This is a genomic window from Mycobacterium sp. pUA109, from assembly GCF_041287095.1.
Lineage (GTDB): Bacteria > Actinomycetota > Actinomycetes > Mycobacteriales > Mycobacteriaceae > Mycobacterium.
Genome location: NZ_JBGGKS010000012.1, coordinates 16,921 through 32,268 on the forward strand (window position 1 = coordinate 16,921; position 15,348 = coordinate 32,268).

The following is a 15,348-nucleotide window of genomic DNA, read 5'->3' on the forward strand; positions in this document are numbered from 1 at the left end:
GGATGGCCGTCGCCGTCGACGGTCCCGCGGGGACCGGAAAATCGTCGGTGTCACGGGGATTGGCGCGCGCGCTGGGTGCGCGCTACCTGGACACCGGTGCCATGTACCGGATCGTGACGCTGGCGGTGCTGCGGGCCGGGATCGACCCGGCCGACGCCGCCGCCGTCGCTGAACTCGCCCAGACGGTGCAGCTGTCGGTCGGCTACGACCCCGACGAAGACCGTGCTTACCTTGCCGGAGAAGACGTTTCGGCGGAGATCCGCGGCGAGGCGGTCACCGGGGCGGTGTCCGCGGTGTCGGCGGTGCCGGCGGTGCGGACCCGGCTGGTGGCCCTGCAGCGCGAGCTGGCGGCCGGGCGGGGCAGCGTCGTGGTGGAGGGCCGCGATGTCGGCACCGTGGTGCTGCCCGACGCGCCGGTGAAGATCTTTTTGACGGCCTCCGCGGAGATCCGGGCCCGCCGCCGCAACGACCAGAACGTCGCCGCCGGGTTGCCCGACGACTACGACGCGGTGCTGGCCGACGTGCGTCGCCGCGACCATCTGGACTCCACCCGGGCGATGTCCCCGCTGCGGGCCGCCGATGACGCGATCGTGGTGGACACCAGCGCGATGTCCCAGGCCGAGGTGGTCACGCATCTGCAGGACCTCGTCGAACAACGCAGCGGGGCGATGCGATGAGCGACTCGGATTTCTCCGGCGCCGACGGCACCTGGTCCGACGAAAGCGACTGGGACCTGGGGCCCGACGCCGACGTCGACGACCTGACCGAGGAATCCGGGCCGCCGCCGGTGGTGGCAGTGGTCGGGCGGCCCAACGTCGGCAAATCCACGCTCGTCAACCGCATCCTGGGCCGCCGCGAGGCCGTCGTGCAGGACCTGCCCGGGGTGACCCGGGACCGGGTGTCCTACGACGCGCTGTGGACCGGGCGCCGGTTCGTGGTGCAAGACACCGGCGGTTGGGAACCCGACGCCAAGGGCCTGCAGCAGCTGGTGGCCGAACAGGCCTCGGTGGCCATGCGCACCGCCGACGCGGTGATCCTGGTAGTGGACTCGGTGGTCGGGGCCACCGCCGGGGACGAGGCGGCCGCCCGCATCCTGCGCCGCTCCGGCAAGCCGGTGTTCTTGGCCGCCAACAAGGTTGACGGGGAGAAGGGCGAAGCCGACGCCGCCGCGCTGTGGTCGCTGGGGCTGGGCCAGCCGCATGCGGTCAGCGCGTTGCACGGCCGCGGCGTGGCCGACCTGCTCGACGAGGTGGTCGCCGAGCTGCCCGAGGTCGCCGAATCGGCCGGCGGCGGCGGTGGGCCCCGGCGGGTCGCGCTGGTGGGCAAGCCCAACGTCGGCAAGAGTTCGCTGCTGAACAAGCTGGCCGGCGATCAGCGGTCGGTGGTGCACGACGTGGCCGGCACCACCGTGGATCCGGTCGACTCGCTGATCGAGTTGGGCGGCAAGGTGTGGCGGTTCGTCGACACCGCCGGGCTGCGCCGCAAGGTGGGGCAGGCCAGCGGGCACGAGTTCTACGCCTCGGTGCGCACCCACGGCGCCATCGACGCCGCCGAGGTGGTGCTGGTGCTGATCGACGGCTCGGTGCCGTTGACCGAACAGGATCAGCGGGTGCTGTCCATGGTGATCGAGGCGGGCCGGGCGCTGGTGCTGGCGTTCAACAAGTGGGACCTGGTCGACGAGGACCGCCGCTACGACCTGGAGCGCGAGATCGACCGGGATTTGGCCCGGGTGGGCTGGGCGCAGCGGGTCAATATCTCCGCCAAAACCGGTCGCGCCGTGCAGAAGCTGGTGCCGGCGCTGGAGAACGCGCTGGCGTCGTGGGACACCCGCATTGCGACCGGGCGGCTCAACACCTTCTTCAAAGAGGTCGTCGCCGCCACGCCGCCGCCGGTGCGCGGCGGCAAGCAGCCGCGGATCCTGTTCGCCACCCAGGCCACCGCCCGGCCGCCGACGTTCGTGCTGTTCACCACCGGCTTTTTGGAGGCCGGCTACCGGCGGTTCTTGGAGCGGCGGCTGCGGGAGACGTTCGGGTTCGACGGCAGCCCGATCCGCATCAACGTGCGGGTGCGCGAAAAGCGGGGCGCTAAGCGGTCACGCTGATCCGGTGGCGCCGCGCTGACGCCACCCGGATAGGGTGCTGCGGGTGCCGATCTCTGAGTTGATCTTGATTGTGTTGGCCGGGGTGGGCGCCGGTGCGATCAATTCCCTGGTCGGGTCGGGCACCCTGATCACCTTCCCGACGCTGGTGACGCTGGGCTTTCCGCCGGTGACCGCGACCATCTCCAACTCGGTCGGCCTGGTCGCCGGCGGCGTGTCCGGCACCTGGGCCTACCGCCGCGAGTTGCGCGGCCAGTGGCACCGGCTGCGCTGGCAGATCCCCGGGTCGCTGCTCGGGGCGGTCTGCGGTGCATACCTGCTGCTGCATCTGCCGGAAAAGGTGTTCAACCGGGTGGTGCCGGTGTTGCTGGTCGGCGCGCTGGTGCTGGTGGTGATCGGCCCGAAGATCCAGGCCGTCGCGCAGCGCCGCGCCGAGGCCGCGGGCCGCGCGGTGGACCACCTGAGCCGCCGGCGGCTGGCGGCGCTGGTGCTCGGGACGTTCTTAGTGGGTGTGTACGGCGGCTATTTCGCGGCGGCGCAGGGCATCTTGCTGATCGGCGTGATGGGGGTGCTGCTGCCCGAGTCGATGCAGCGGATGAACGCTGCGAAGAATCTGCTGGCGCTGGTGGTCAATCTGGTCGCGGCACTGGCCTACACGCTGGTGGCGTTCGAGCGGATCAGCTGGGTCGCGGCCGGGCTGATCGCGGCCGGCTCGCTGGTGGGGGGCTGGCTGGGTGCGCACTACGGGCGGCGGCTGTCACCGAACGCGCTACGGGTCGTGATCGTCGTCGTCGGGCTGATCGGGTTGTACCGGCTGCTCACCGTCTAGGTTGGGCGACCCGCGGCTATCGGCATCCGGCAGGTAGCGTTCCGGGTGGTGGAAATCGTTGGTGCGGCCGGGCAGGCCGAGCTCGGGTGGGGGAATCCACTGGGTGTCGCCGTTGGGGAGACGTACTGTCCGCCAGCCCTTTTCCATGAGTTTGTGTTCGGGGTGGCAGGCTAGGGCGAAGTTGGTGATATCGGTGGTGCCGCCCTGGCTCCATTCCTGCATGTGGTGTGCCTCGCAGTGGTAGCCGGGCACGTCGCAATTGGGATAGGTGCAGCCGCGGTCCTTCGCGTACAGCACCACCCATTGATCCGCTGAGGCCACCCGGCGGGTGCGTCCGAGATACAGTGGGCGGCTTTGGTGCTCGTCAAAAACGACCAAATAGTGGTAGGCGTGGCTGGCCATCCGGATCAGGTCGCGCATCGGCAGCAGGCTGCCGCCGCCGGTCACGGCGTACCCCGCGCCCTCGGTGAGTTCCTTGAGCGTCGTCGTCGCGATCATGGTCACCGGCAGCCCGTGGTGTGTCCCCAGCTTGGGGTCACCGAGCTGGCCGCGGACCAGTGCGTTGAGCGCATCGTGCTGGCGCTGGGACGGGGTGCGCAGATCGGTGCTGCGGGCGTCGTCGGCGGGCTCCCCGCTGACGCAGGGTGTTTCGTCGTCCGGGTTGCACATGCCGGGGGCGGCGAACCGGGCGAACCAGGCATCGAGGTTGGCGCGCAGCTCGGGGGAGGCGACCAGCCGGCCGATGCTCATCCCGTCGCGGCGCTGGGCGGACCAGGTGAAGCCGCGGTGGCGGGCGCGGTCGGCGTCGGTGAATTTCCCGTCCGGGTTGATGTTGATCGCGTAGCGGTCGGCCGCTTTCTTCAACTGGTCCGGGCGCAGCCCCTCGGCTTGCTGGGCCAGAAACCGCTCGGCCTCCGCCGCCACGTCGGGTGGTGTGAGCGCGGGCAGGTCGCGGATGAACTGCTGAATGACCCGCAGATGCTCGGTGTCGAGGACGCCGTCGTGCCAGGCCCGTGCGGTGGCGGGCAGCTCCGGTGGCAGCTGCTCGCCGGTCAGCGCGGTGCGAGGGGTGAGCTGGGCGGCGTCGCGCATCCGTCGGCGCGCTTCGGCCGGTGTGATGCGCAGCCAGTCGGCGAGCACCTTGTGCAACAGCCCGCCCAGGTTCGCCACGTCTTCCTTGGCCAGGCCGGTGATGATGTCGTGGCTTTGGGCGACTTGTTGGCGCAGGGCCGTCTCCATCTTCTCCAGCGCCCGCAGTCGCACGGCCGGTGTCATCGCGTCGAAGTCCAGCTGCCCGATGGCCGCCACCGCGGCGTCGAACGCGTCGAAGGCGGCCACCACCTCGGGCGGGGCGGTCACCCGAGGCGCCGAGACTGCTGGCGAACTCATACCCGAAATCTATCGGTGGGGTACGACAAGTTTTCCGATGCGCGGGCCCCCGGAGCTGCAGTTATCCACAGTTGCGAGTTCATCCACAGGCCGGCGGGTCGCGGCTTCACCACGCCGGCTCGCGGGACGGCGGTTGGGGCGATCGCGGGTGCCTACGGTAGGCTTTCGAGCTGCTGCCGGTTCATCCCGGCGGCTCCGGGCTGTGGCGCAGTTTGGTAGCGCACTTGACTGGGGGTCAAGTGGTCGCAGGTTCAAATCCTGTCAGCCCGACCACGAAGAAACACCAGATCAGAGGCGGTATTCGGAGCGATCCGAGGCCGCCTCTCATCGGCTCTGTGTTGGGCGCGTACGTAAGCGGAGTTGGCGGTTTCGCGGTGGCGGGAAGCGGGCAGGTGCATCTAAGCCCGAGAACTTCTCACAGTCGGTGCATCTCGCGTTCCATGCGGTAGTCCTCCAGAATGTCGTTGAGCGGCCGTATTGGGCGACGAGGACGGTCGGTGGTCCGGGTGAACATCCGGCGCGCAGTTGCTGCGAGACGAGCGCGTGCACCGGTCTTTTCACGGTCTCGTCGAGTTGTGCGGGCCGTCCCAGGCGAGTCAGGGGGCGGCTGCCGCGTTGGGGTAGGCGCGGCGGCCGGAGCCGTGGCCGGGGGAGTCTGGACGGTCCAGGTGGCGGTCTGTTCATCTAGCGTCATGGTCTTGGCCCTTGTACGGAGTCGCTGAAACCACGGGTTCGTGGGCTGTGCTGTGGGGTTGTTCTGTGGCTCCCCATCGGTTGTGCCACCGGCGCAGCGGTGTTGGCGCCCACCAGTTGAACCTGCCCATGACGGCCATGGCGGCGGGCACCAGGATGGTCCGGACGACGAAGGCGTCGACGAGCACCGCGACGGTCAACCCGACACCGAGGCCCCGCATGAAGGCGACCTCGCCGGCGGCGATCGCGATGAAGACCACCGTCATGACCAGGGCGGCGGCGGTGACGATGCGTCCGGTGCGGGCCAGTCCGAGCCCAACACTGCGCTGGTTGGCTGCACTGGTCTGCTCCGAGTTCAGCCATTCCTCTCGGACACGAGAAAGGACGAACACCTCGTAGTCCATGGACAGCGCGTAGGCGATGGCGGCCAGGGTGGGCAGGACGAACGCGGTGAGGTGGCCGGTGGCCACGGTCCCCAAGCCGTGGAGGTGGCCGTCTTGGAAGATCCACACCACGGCGCCGAACGCGGCGGTCAGCGACAACGCGTTCGTGATCAGCGCCTTAACCGGCAGTATCACGCTTCCGGTCATCAGGAACATCAGAGCCAGGGTCGCCAACGCGACCAGCGCAATCACCGACGGTGCCCGGTCGGCGATTGCGCCCACATTGTCGTTGTCGCGCTGCGCGATGCCGCCGAACAGGGCGGGAGCTGGCGCCGGGACGCTCTTGAGCTCGGCGAGTTGCCGCTGGCCGGCCTCGGAATAGGGATCACGGGTGGTGGTGACGCTGAGATAGGCGGCATCGCTTGTGATACCGGTGTCGCCAACGGCAGCGCTGACTTTCACCCCGCCCGCATAGATTCCGTCCGGCGCGGCAACCGAGACGACGTCGGCGACGCGCGATAATTTCGCGGCGTAGCCCCCGATTCCTGTTGGCGCCGAGCCGATGTCGGGCAGCACCACGGAGACGGTTCCGGCGAAGTTTGTCGTGAAGCCGTCGCGCACCAGGTCGCCGGTCTGGCGGGTCTGCGCCGAGGTGGGAAGCGCCCGATCGTCGGGATAGGCGAGTTTCATGCCCAGTATCGGCGAGCCAACCGAAAACAGAACTACCGCAACGGCGATGAGAACGAGCACCGGCCGGCGCATCACCGATGTCGCGATGCGATACCACACCGACTCGCTGTCGAGCTTGCCGGCGGCGGGCTTGCGGCCCAACCAACGTCGGACGGGAACGCGGATATCGAGAGCGTCGATGCGGTCACCGCACACGACGATCAGTGCGGGTGTAACGCACAGCGCCGCGAGGGTAGCGAAACCCACACTTGCTAGGCCGGCGTAGGCCATGGATTTGAGTAGATAGGGCTTGAACAGCAACAGCGTCGCCAAGGTGACGGCCATCGTCAGTCCGGAAAACACCACGGTGCGTCCGGCCGTGTTCAGGGTGCGTGCCAGCGCCTCGGTGTCGGGAACGCCGTGCGCCCGTTCTTCGCGATACCGATTGACGATGAACAGGGTGTAGTCGATCGCGAATGCCAGACCCGAGGCCGTTGCCAGGTTGACCGCGAAAATCGATACGTCGGTGCAGTGGTGGATCGCCCACAGGCATGCGGTGGTTGCCGCCACCGCGATCAGCGCGACGACCAACGGGAGTATCGCTGCCACCAGGCTGCCGAAGATCCAGACCAATGCGAGTGCGGTCAGCGGCACGGCAACCGCCTCCAGTTTGAGGAGATCGGCCCGCGACTGCTGTGACCCCTCGTAGTAGGCCATTGCCTGCCCGCCGACCTTCACCGTCACGTTGTCGCGGCTGCCGACGAGCGGTTGGGAGATGTCGTGGGCGCGCACCGGCGCGTCACGGTCCCCGCCTTCGACCCGGGCGACCACCAAAGCAGTGCGCTGATCGGCGCTGAGCAAGGCGCCGCGAAGTGGTGGTGGCGATGTCCAGTACGAGGCGACCTGATGCACGTAATCGCAGGCTTGTAGCGCCTGGACCACGTCGAGGCCGCGCGCTTGCGCCGCAGCGCTGTGCGCTCCGTCCGGGGTGGAGATCGTGAATACGATCGGCAGCCCACCCGCGCGGAACGTCTTGTCCAAGACGGCTTCGGCGCGCGCGGACTCCGACTGCGGAACGTCATACCCGCCCGAGGGCAGTTTGCTCGCAGCTGGCGCCCCGTAGGTTGTTGCGGCAACGAGAAACAGGAATGCGGCGGCCAGGATCCCGCGCGGGAATCGCCCTGCGGCCCAAGCAATTTTCCCCAGCACCAGCGCGCCTCCATCCGCTTGTCGATACTGGGCAGCGTCACATACGATCGTATGTATGTCAACATTCGAGCGTATGTTCTGATACGATCAGCCGTATGACGAAGTCGGGAGACGCCCGGCGCACCTCGGTGCTCGACCGGGCAACGCATGTCGCGTCCGTGGAAGGACTTACCGGGCTGAGCTTCGGACGCCTCGCGGACCGCACGCAGGTCCCCAAAAGCGCCCTGCAGACCCTCTTTGGCACCAAGCAAGATCTCCAGCTGGAGATCGTCAAGGCGGCGGTTGAGGTTTTCGTTCGGACCGTCTTGGTCCCGGTGGAATCCCATCCGGAGGGTCTGCCGCGGCTGCGCGCCCTGATGTCGGCGTGGGTTGACTACCTGCAGGTGTTCGAGGGCGGCTGCATCTTCGCGTCCGGGGCCAGTGAACTCGACGGGCACCCCGGACCGGTCCGTGACGCGCTCGCCGACGCGGTCAACGCCGGCGAAGTGCTGATCATGCGCGATGTGAAGCTAGCGATTCGGCTCGGCGAATTGCCGCCCGACACCGATGCCGAACAGCTCGCGTTCGAGCTGCACGCGATGATCTTGCAGGCCAACCACGATCGTCAACTGCTGCGCCGAACCGACGCGCTGCAACGAGCCCGCACCGCGATCGCACGCCGGCTGAACTCGGACCCACCTGCCGCGGCGACTTCGCTGAAAGGGACGTGACCGGATCAACTCGACGAGCCCCGGGCGCGGTGGCCGCGTTGCTCAATGTGGCTCGGGCGGGCGGCTGTGCAAGATTTGGCGGATGAGCTCGTCGAGCTGGGCGGCGTCGGTGACGACGGGATAGCCCTGAACGAAGCTGGTCATCACGCCGCTGATGAAGGTCAGGACGACGACTGCGCGTTCGTGGACGTGCGCTTCGGGAACGGCGGAGTCGTTGTACCAGTGGGCGATGACGCGACAGGCAAGATCGTAAAACTCGATGCCGTATTCGCGCATGGTGGCGTCGAGGTCGGGATCGTCGCGACTTTGAAGGAGCATCTCGAAGCGTGCTCGGGTGCGGGTCAGATAGGGCTCGGTCCCTGAGAGCATCACCAGTTCTGCCAGGCCCCGGGTGCCGCTATAGCCACGGCTGTGTTCCTGGTTGAGTTCGTCCATCATGGACAGGTCCGCGCGATCCAGGTATGTCAAGCGCGCGGCGACGCCCTGGAGCAGGGCTTTGCGGGTACGGAAATAGTACGACGTGGTACCCGGCGGTAGCCCGGCATGCTTGTCGACCCGTGGGTGGGTAAGTCCCCGTGAGCCGTGGGTGCCGAGCAGGGTGATGGCGGCATCGGCGATATCCGTGCGGCGCTGAGCGGCGTTGTACTTGCGACGTGCGGCGATGGTGGAAGTTTACGTCACGAGGCCCGCGTCATCGGATCCGACGCGGGCGGCGGGCGCGGGTTTCCGCCCGAGATTCCACCGCGATTTCCGTGAAACATTTCTCTACGGCGTTAGAGGATGCTAGGTTCTCGCGGATGTGCATCACCTCATCGCCTGCACGGCCGCAGGGTTCAGCCACGGTTTGCTGGCTGCCTTGGCCTGCGGTCAGGGGTTCGGCTGTGGTGCTCGCGGCCGTGCTGGTTTTCGCGTTGAGCACGGGACCGGTGTGTCGAGCCGGGTTACCGCCCGAGTTCGACGAGAACAACGACATCTGGCCGACGGCCGCGCCGGCGGCATCCTGCCGTGCCGGCGATCGGGTGGAGACCGGCCTGCAAGGTGAGGTGAGCGTGGCGGACCGCGACTCGCACCGCAGCGCCGCGGGTTACAACTGCAACATCGACCTCGCCGGCCAGTATCAGGGGCCTGGGGCGGGGTGGACCAGTGCGACGTACAAGAACTGCGTGTACATCGGGTCGACGTTCCCGCACACCGACGGTGTGCAGGTCCTTGATGTCTCCGACCCGGCCCACCCGCAGCCGACCGCGATGCTCAGCGAACCGGCCATGGTCAACGGCACCTGGGAATCATTGAAGGTCAACGAAACCCGTGGATTGCTCGCCGGCACCGGGGTGCCGTTCTTGTTCGGGCTGGGTTTCATCTCGATCTACGATATCGCCGCAGACTGCGCCCATCCGCGCCTGCTCAACGAGGGACGCGGCTCGCTGCCGGGGGTGCGGATCCCGATGCTCACCCACGAAGGCGCGTTCTCTCCCGACGGCAACACCTACTGGGCCTCCGGACAAATCTGGGCCAGCGCCGTCGACGTCTCCGATCCCACCGACCCGAACGTGGTCTGGAGCGCCCCCGCGGGATTCGCCAGCCACGGCATGGAATTCACCCCCGACGGTGACACGATGTTCATGTCCACCGCCGCCGGGATGAACATCCTGGACACCTCGGCAGTCCAGGACCGCGCCGCACCCGGGATGACGATGCACCAGCTGCTGCCCAGCCGCGGCTACAAACACTGGCATGACGGGTTGATCAGCCAGCACAGCATCTACGTCACCTACCACGGGGTCCCGTACCTGTTCAACGTCGACGAATTCGGCTCCGGGGGAGTCAAAGTCTTCGACGCCTCCGACTTCAGCGATTTACGGCTGCATACCACCATCAAACTGGAGATCAACCTGCCCCAGCACCTGGATCGCTGGGCGGCCAGCGCTTCTAGCAGCGGCGCATTCGGCTACGAATCGCACTACTGCAGCGTGGACCGCCGCACCGATCCCCAGGCCCTGGCGTGCGGATGGGCGCAGTCCGGGATTCGGGTGTTCGACGTCCGCGATCCCGACAACATCCGCGAGATCGCCTACTACAACCCGCCGGCGCAGACCGGCAAAAACGACGAACTCCCCAACTCCCAGCACGTGCGGTTCGGCGGCGTCGTCGTGCCCCCGGCCAGCAGCGCCATCGCGATCGCCCACGCCATCCTCAACGGCCAGATCAACGGCGACGACATCGTGCGCGAAGGCCGCATCATCGGTTTGGACCTCTCGGCGGACTGGTGCATGTCCCCACCGGAATTTCGCGGCAACCTGCTCTATGTCACCTGCTCGGACAACGGATTCATGGCGCTTCGCCTGGACCCCAGCGTCTACCCGCCACGATGATGTCCTTCTCGGTCCTGCGACGCGCGGTGTGGCTCGTGCTGGCCGCTGCCCTCGGCGCCGCCAGCTGCGCGGCAGCACTAGCCCGGCACCAGCCAACGCCGCCACCGGTGTTGTCCAGCAGCGATATTGGCTTCGCCCAGGACATGTCCACGCACCACCAGCAGGCCGTCACCATGACCGACATGCTCGCCACCGATAGCACCCCCGACGTGAAAGCCCTCGCCGAACAGATCCGCGTCACCCAACTCAACGAAATCGGCCAGATGACCGGCTGGTTGCAACTTGCCGGGGCGCCACCGACCTCCGCCCACCCGATGGCCTGGATGAGCGATGCTGATCACCACGACACCGGCCACCAACCCGTGAGCATGCCGGGAATGGCCAGCGCACAAGAGCTTGAACGGCTGCAGAACAGTGTCGGCGCGGCCAACCAAACCCAGTTCCTACACCTGATGATTCGTCATCACCAAGGCGGAATCGACATGGCCGCCCACGCCTTCCGGCACAGCACCAACGACGCGGTCCGCCGCACCGCCAGCATCATGGTCGACGAACAAACGCAGGAAGTCCAACTCATGGCCGTCATGCTTGACCAACACCAGGAGAACAAATAAGCGCCGACCTGCCTGGGTCCACGTCAGCTGTTGCGGTGGGCGTGCAGGACGGCCGACGCGAAGGCCTCGGGCGCTTCCTGCGGCACGTTGTGCCCAGCGGCGACCTGTTGCACGTCGAGCAGGGCCGGAAAGTGACCCTCGTGGGCGGCGCGGGGTGGCACGACCGGGGCAAGCGGGTCGCCTTGAGGATCGATCACCACGGTGGGTACCGGAATCGGCGGTTGGGCGCTGATGGCGTGTTCCAGCTCCTCAAGGGCGGGATCCCCGGCGACCAGTCCGTACCGGTGCCGGTAAGAGTGCACGACGACCGCGACGAAGTCCGGGTTGTCGAACGAGGCGGCGGTGGCCGCGAATTCGTCGTCAGTGAATGACCAAGCGGGTGACCATTCCTGCCACAGCAGCCGGGTGAAATCGCGGCGGTATGCAGCCAGGCCGGCCTGGCCGCGCTGGCCGTGTAGATAGTACTGGTACCACAGCGTCCGCTCGAGTTCCGGTGGCGCCGGCGCAGCGCTGCCCGCAATGTTTTGCACGTTGTAGCCCGACACGGTGACCAGTGCCCGCACCAGTGACGGCCACAGCGCCGCAGCCACACACGCGGCCCGACCGCCCCAGTCGAATCCCGCCACGATCGGTGTCGCCAGGCCGAGCGCACCGATTAGCTCCCGCAGATCGGCCGCCAGCGAGGTCTGCTGGCCCGAGCGGGGCGTGGCCGGATCGATGAAACGAGTTGGACCGAAGCCGCGCAAGTAGGGCACCACTACGCGCGCGCCAGCCGCGGTCAGCGCTTCGGCGACCTGACCGTAACAGCGCACGTCATAAGGAAACCCGTGCAACAACACCACCGGCCAGCCGCCGCGGTCCCCGTGCTGCTCCACGGCAACATCCAATACACCCGCCCGTACCATCGTCATCTGCGTCACCACACCACCTTGACGGCCGGCATCGTCGTGAGCAACTGCACAGGGCATTGCGACAGGGCGCGCATCGCTGGAAAAAATCGCCAAAGCCGCCGGGGTGGCCGTCGGAACCGTCTACTCGCATTTCCGCACCCGCGAGGATCTTGTCGCCCACCTGATCGCCGACCGTGTGACCCGCCTCGCCGACCTCGGGCAACGCCTACTGGAGCACAGGGATCCGGTTGCGGCGCTGTCCGAGTGGCTCGCAGTCTTCGGCGCCGATGCCGCGACCTACCAGGGTCTACCCGAGTCAGTCATCCGCACTCTTGACGATCCGGGATCGCCGTTGTTCAACTCCTGCGAGCTCATGCGCGCAACCTGCGGCGCACTGTTGGCGGGCGCCCAAGCAGCAGACCAGGTCCGCACCGACATCACCGCCGCCGACGTCCTCACAATGACCGCGGCTCTGTCCAGCGCAGCTGGCGCCAGCGGCCACGACGCCAGTCACTTTGTTGCCGTCCTCACCGACGGGCTACGCCAAAGACCCTAGAGCGCCACCATCGCCGTAGTGCAGGCCAGTTCACGGGTCCGGTCAGGTGCGGGTTCGCTCATTCCGGACGACGACAAGAACGGGGCAGAAAGGTACGTTGTGGAATGACCGTCGAACTATTACCGGCGTTGGTTGGCGACAAGGCTGTGCTCCGGCGGTTGCTGCAGTTCTACCACTACGACTTCTCCGAGTGGAACGGCGATGACGTCGACGACCACGGGGAATTCGATCACCAATATTTCGACCACTACTGGACCGACCCGAACAGCCATCCCTTCTTGATCCAGCGAACCGGCCGGTGGGCCGGTTCCGTTCTGGTGCGAACTGAGGGCGTCAGCGGCATGTCCGAGTTCTTCGTGATGCGCAAGTACCGTGGTGCTGGTGTCGGCCGAGAGGCTGCGCGGCGAGTGTTCGCGAGGTTTCCCGGTCCGTGGCGGATCCGCCAGCTTCACCGCAACGACGCGGCTACCGCGTTTTGGCGCGCCGTGATACCGGCCGGCTACGAGGAAACAGTCACCGAGGAGGGTACGGTCCAACGCTTCACCATCTGACGGCCGATGGCATGGACCCAGTGTTGTTGTCCCCGCTAACTGATCTGACGTCAAACACAAACCCCATCGAACCGTACTTGTGCACCCCTCCGAACAGATTGGACTTCCAGATGACCCGTGAGCGCATTGAGCTGCATCGCGAACAGGAAACGATGCTCATGACGCTGTACTTGCACGCCCGCGACGCTGGCTCGGCACATCCCATCCTCGGCGACCCCTACGCCGCGCGGGTGCTTGAGCGCATTGACTACGATTTTGGCCGATTCGACAAGTTGGCAGGTAATTTGCCCGTCATCATCAGCCGGGCTAAAGCCATCGACGACATCACCCGTTCCTTTCTGGCCGACCACGCTGAGGCGGTCGTCCTGCATCTTGGTTGCGGCTTGGATAGCCGTGTCCAGCGCATCAACCCGGACCCGAGTACGGCATGGTTCGACATCGATCAGGAGCCGGTCATCAACCTGCGGCGCAAACTCGTCGAAGATCGCATCGGCGTGACAACGGTCGCCGCCTCGGTGACACAACCCTACTGGTGGTCAGCGGTCCCAGCCGACCGACCCACGTTAATACTTGGCGAAGGACTGCTGATGTACCTCGCTCCCAACGACATCCGCACTCTGCTCGACGCCGCGCTAACTCGCTCCCGTGTTGCCGTCCAGACGCTTGTGTTTGACACCGTCGCGCCGTGGGTGCGGCGCGTCAGCGCCTGGCAGCCTAACTTCCGCGAGGCCTCGGCAAAGTTCCTCTCGACGACCAACGACCTGGATGCCGCCATCGATCGTCAGGACGGCGTCACCCTGCTCGCCGAACAATCAATGGTTTCCTTGGCACGTGAAGCCGCTCGCGGGCCCCTGGCAACATTCATCAGCGCGATGGACGCGTTGAGCTTCGGCCACCGCGCGATGGTCCTGCGGACCTATCTCCACCGACCAGAAACACCAGACCTCAGCCGCTGATCCTCGCGGATCCCTCCATCCGTTGTGGGGCATTTACGGAGGGCCAGTCAGAAGCCTACGCGTTTCGCGTAGATGTTCACGACGTACGGATGGCGGACCCGGCCGTGCGCGGGAATGGGGCTTGGAGGGCAGCTGGAGGAACTCTGGCGCGGCACCGGGCGTCTTCGGCCGCCGGCGCTGGTCGTGCCCACCGTGAAAGATCCGTTCACCCGAATTGATCAGCTGCCCAGGATGCGTTCGGAACTGCCCGTGTTCTCATGATCTGGGGAGAGAACAACCGGGTTCTGTCGGCGAAGGCTGGTAGAGCGTTGGCGAGGAAGCTGGGAGTCGACTACGTCGGTATTCCGGGGGCTGGACACCTTGCCGTGCTGGAACGCCCGAGCAAGCAGCCCGCCTCGTCCACGAATGCTCATCGAGGGAAGAGAAGTCAGCGCACATCGGTGAGTCCGGGGCTGGCCGGCAGCTCCTCTGCCCTCGCTAGACTCCGGGCTGCCGCGTCGGGTGCGCCTCGATGCACCCGGCCACCGACGAGATCCAGATCCTTTTCGACGTCGCTATTTCTTTGGGCGGCATCCCAGATTCTGTCCATCTCAGACAGGTTGCGACAACGACGAGTGCGATCCAGCCAATGATGGCCACCTCCACTTTCTCGGGCTGCCGGGGGCTCATGGTGACGCCCGCCGTCTCCGGGGCGCCTCACCCGGTCCGCAACCCGCAGACGTGTGGCAAGCATTCCCCTCAATGGGCGCGAACTCCGTCGAGGAAGAACTTGAGGTGGCGTCGGTATTGCTCGGGCGAGCCTGGGCTGGCGTCCATGATCCCCACAAGCGCGACCTGGAGGTGGGCGATGTCGCGCGCGGTGCAGTCTTTGCGTAGCGTGCCCTGCCGGTGGGCGGTGTCGATCATCTGCTCGACGTAGGGGTTGATCATCGTCTTGCATTCGCGCACGGTGTCATGCACGGAGCCGGCCGGGCACATCAGCGCGCGGAGGCCGCGATTGGCGGCCTGAACGGTCATGGTGTCTTCCAAGTAGCGGACGAGTCCATCCCAGCCGTCGGGCTCCTGCGCCATCGTGCGGGCCCGTTGCACCTCGCGGTCCAGGTGTTCGGCGAACAGCGCTTCGACGAGGTCCTCCTTGGTTGGGAAGTGCCGGTAGACGGTGCCCACACCGACGCCGGCCTGACGGGCAACGTCCTTCAGCGTGACCTCGATTAGCGATTCGGAGGCGAAGAGCACCGCGGCAGCTTCGAGCAGCCGGGCGCGGTTACGCGCGGCGTCCTTACGCGTCGAGGTGTGCACTGCCTCCGGCATGCCTGCATCGTACCCAATGTGGAATAGAAGGTCCGTTTCTGCTACCGTGAAACGGACCTTCTATTCCGTTTCAATGACCTGACCAGGCCACCGCCGATTCCGACGCCACCGATGCGGC

At 66.7% G+C, this 15,348-nt stretch carries 14 protein-coding genes and 1 tRNA gene; 10 read left to right on the forward strand and 5 right to left on the reverse strand.

What is annotated here, in order from left to right; translation table 11 throughout:
• Window positions 1-2 precede the first annotated feature (2 nt).
• From cmk to ACAG26_RS15015, 3 genes are read left to right on the forward strand one after another with little or no spacing between them, the layout of a single operon-like run.
• A complete protein-coding gene (gene cmk, locus ACAG26_RS15005; protein ID WP_370483721.1) occupies window positions 3-677 on the forward strand; it encodes a (d)CMP kinase in 675 nt (224 codons plus the stop codon).
• On the forward strand, window positions 674-2,101 hold the full coding sequence (gene der, locus ACAG26_RS15010) for a ribosome biogenesis GTPase Der (protein WP_370483495.1): 1,428 nt from the start codon (window positions 674-676) through the stop codon (window positions 2,099-2,101). Before cmk ends, der begins: the two co-directional genes overlap by 4 nt.
• A 58-nt stretch (window positions 2,102-2,159) precedes the next feature.
• Entirely contained in the window at window positions 2,160-2,927 is a 768-nt protein-coding gene (locus ACAG26_RS15015; protein ID WP_370483723.1) for a sulfite exporter TauE/SafE family protein, read from the forward strand.
• On the opposite strand, the gene ACAG26_RS15020 is transcribed toward ACAG26_RS15015, so the two are convergent.
• The gene (locus tag ACAG26_RS15020; protein WP_370483497.1) at window positions 2,868-4,316 is read right to left on the reverse strand and encodes an HNH endonuclease signature motif containing protein; all 1,449 of its coding nucleotides are present in this window, start codon (window positions 4,314-4,316) and stop codon (window positions 2,868-2,870) included. The two genes, ACAG26_RS15015 and ACAG26_RS15020, sit on opposite strands and share 60 nt — an antisense overlap.
• 196 nt (window positions 4,317-4,512) lie before the next feature.
• On the opposite strand from ACAG26_RS15020, the gene ACAG26_RS15025 reads away from it, so the two are divergent.
• Window positions 4,513-4,589, forward strand: a tRNA-Pro gene (locus ACAG26_RS15025).
• Window positions 4,590-4,996: 407 nt separating this feature from the next.
• Here ACAG26_RS15025 and ACAG26_RS15030 read toward each other — a convergent pair.
• Window positions 4,997-7,270, reverse strand: a complete 2,274-nt coding sequence (locus tag ACAG26_RS15030; RefSeq protein ID WP_370483499.1) for an MMPL family transporter — start codon at window positions 7,268-7,270, stop codon at window positions 4,997-4,999.
• A 95-nt stretch (window positions 7,271-7,365) separates the two neighbouring features.
• Here ACAG26_RS15030 and ACAG26_RS15035 point away from each other — a divergent pair, with 95 nt between their 5' ends.
• Window positions 7,366-7,980 carry a TetR/AcrR family transcriptional regulator gene (locus ACAG26_RS15035; protein ID WP_370483501.1) on the forward strand — a complete coding sequence of 205 codons (615 nt, stop codon included), beginning with the start codon at window positions 7,366-7,368 and terminating at the stop codon, window positions 7,978-7,980.
• A 42-nt stretch (window positions 7,981-8,022) separates the two neighbouring features.
• On the opposite strand, the gene ACAG26_RS15040 is transcribed toward ACAG26_RS15035, so the two are convergent.
• Window positions 8,023-8,418 carry a hypothetical protein gene (locus tag ACAG26_RS15040; RefSeq protein ID WP_370483503.1) on the reverse strand — a complete coding sequence of 132 codons (396 nt, stop codon included), beginning with the start codon at window positions 8,416-8,418 and terminating at the stop codon, window positions 8,023-8,025.
• Window positions 8,419-8,861: 443 nt separating this feature from the next.
• Here ACAG26_RS15040 and ACAG26_RS15045 point away from each other — a divergent pair, with 443 nt between their 5' ends.
• Window positions 8,862-10,352 carry an LVIVD repeat-containing protein gene (locus ACAG26_RS15045; protein WP_370483505.1) on the forward strand — a complete coding sequence of 497 codons (1,491 nt, stop codon included), beginning with the start codon at window positions 8,862-8,864 and terminating at the stop codon, window positions 10,350-10,352.
• Window positions 10,352-10,966, forward strand: a complete 615-nt coding sequence (locus ACAG26_RS15050; protein WP_370483508.1) for a DUF305 domain-containing protein — start codon at window positions 10,352-10,354, stop codon at window positions 10,964-10,966. The genes ACAG26_RS15045 and ACAG26_RS15050 overlap by 1 nt, the downstream gene beginning before the upstream one ends.
• Window positions 10,967-10,989: 23 nt before the next feature.
• Here the strand turns inward: ACAG26_RS15050 and ACAG26_RS15055 are convergent, their stop codons facing one another.
• Window positions 10,990-11,877, reverse strand: coding sequence for an alpha/beta fold hydrolase (locus ACAG26_RS15055; protein ID WP_370483724.1), 888 nt, complete (start codon window positions 11,875-11,877; stop codon window positions 10,990-10,992).
• Between the two features lie 76 nt (window positions 11,878-11,953).
• Between ACAG26_RS15055 and ACAG26_RS15060 the strand changes: the two genes are divergently transcribed.
• The 3 genes from ACAG26_RS15060 (at window position 11,954) to ACAG26_RS15070 (ending at window position 13,919) form a co-directional block, all read left to right on the forward strand.
• Entirely contained in the window at window positions 11,954-12,412 is a 459-nt protein-coding gene (locus ACAG26_RS15060) for a TetR/AcrR family transcriptional regulator (RefSeq protein ID WP_370483725.1), read from the forward strand.
• A 104-nt stretch (window positions 12,413-12,516) separates the two neighbouring features.
• A complete protein-coding gene (locus ACAG26_RS15065) occupies window positions 12,517-12,963 on the forward strand; it encodes a GNAT family N-acetyltransferase (protein ID WP_370483510.1) in 447 nt (148 codons plus the stop codon).
• 110 nt (window positions 12,964-13,073) lie between these two features.
• Window positions 13,074-13,919, forward strand: coding sequence for a class I SAM-dependent methyltransferase (locus tag ACAG26_RS15070; RefSeq protein WP_370483512.1), 846 nt, complete (start codon window positions 13,074-13,076; stop codon window positions 13,917-13,919).
• A 738-nt stretch (window positions 13,920-14,657) separates the two neighbouring features.
• On the opposite strand, the gene ACAG26_RS15075 is transcribed toward ACAG26_RS15070, so the two are convergent.
• A complete protein-coding gene (locus tag ACAG26_RS15075; RefSeq protein ID WP_370483514.1) occupies window positions 14,658-15,230 on the reverse strand; it encodes a TetR/AcrR family transcriptional regulator in 573 nt (190 codons plus the stop codon).
• Between the last annotated feature and the right edge of the window lie 118 nt (window positions 15,231-15,348).

Excerpts from the sequence above, each read along its gene's own strand:
- cmk (WP_370483721.1), top strand. The coding sequence starts at position 3 with ATGGCCGTCGCCGTCGACGGTCCCGCGGGGACCGGAAAATCGTCGGTG.
- der (WP_370483495.1), top strand. The coding sequence starts at position 674 with ATGAGCGACTCGGATTTCTCCGGCGCCGACGGCACCTGGTCCGACGAA.
- ACAG26_RS15020 (WP_370483497.1), bottom strand. The coding sequence starts at position 4,316 with ATGAGTTCGCCAGCAGTCTCGGCGCCTCGGGTGACCGCCCCGCCCGAG.
- ACAG26_RS15035 (WP_370483501.1), top strand. The coding sequence starts at position 7,366 with ATGACGAAGTCGGGAGACGCCCGGCGCACCTCGGTGCTCGACCGGGCA.
- ACAG26_RS15040 (WP_370483503.1), bottom strand. The coding sequence starts at position 8,418 with ATGATGGACGAACTCAACCAGGAACACAGCCGTGGCTATAGCGGCACC.
- ACAG26_RS15050 (WP_370483508.1), top strand. The coding sequence starts at position 10,352 with ATGTCCTTCTCGGTCCTGCGACGCGCGGTGTGGCTCGTGCTGGCCGCT.
- ACAG26_RS15055 (WP_370483724.1), bottom strand. The coding sequence starts at position 11,877 with ATGACGATGGTACGGGCGGGTGTATTGGATGTTGCCGTGGAGCAGCAC.
- ACAG26_RS15065 (WP_370483510.1), top strand. The coding sequence starts at position 12,517 with ATGACCGTCGAACTATTACCGGCGTTGGTTGGCGACAAGGCTGTGCTC.
- ACAG26_RS15070 (WP_370483512.1), top strand. The coding sequence starts at position 13,074 with ATGACCCGTGAGCGCATTGAGCTGCATCGCGAACAGGAAACGATGCTC.
- ACAG26_RS15075 (WP_370483514.1), bottom strand. The coding sequence starts at position 15,230 with ATGCCGGAGGCAGTGCACACCTCGACGCGTAAGGACGCCGCGCGTAAC.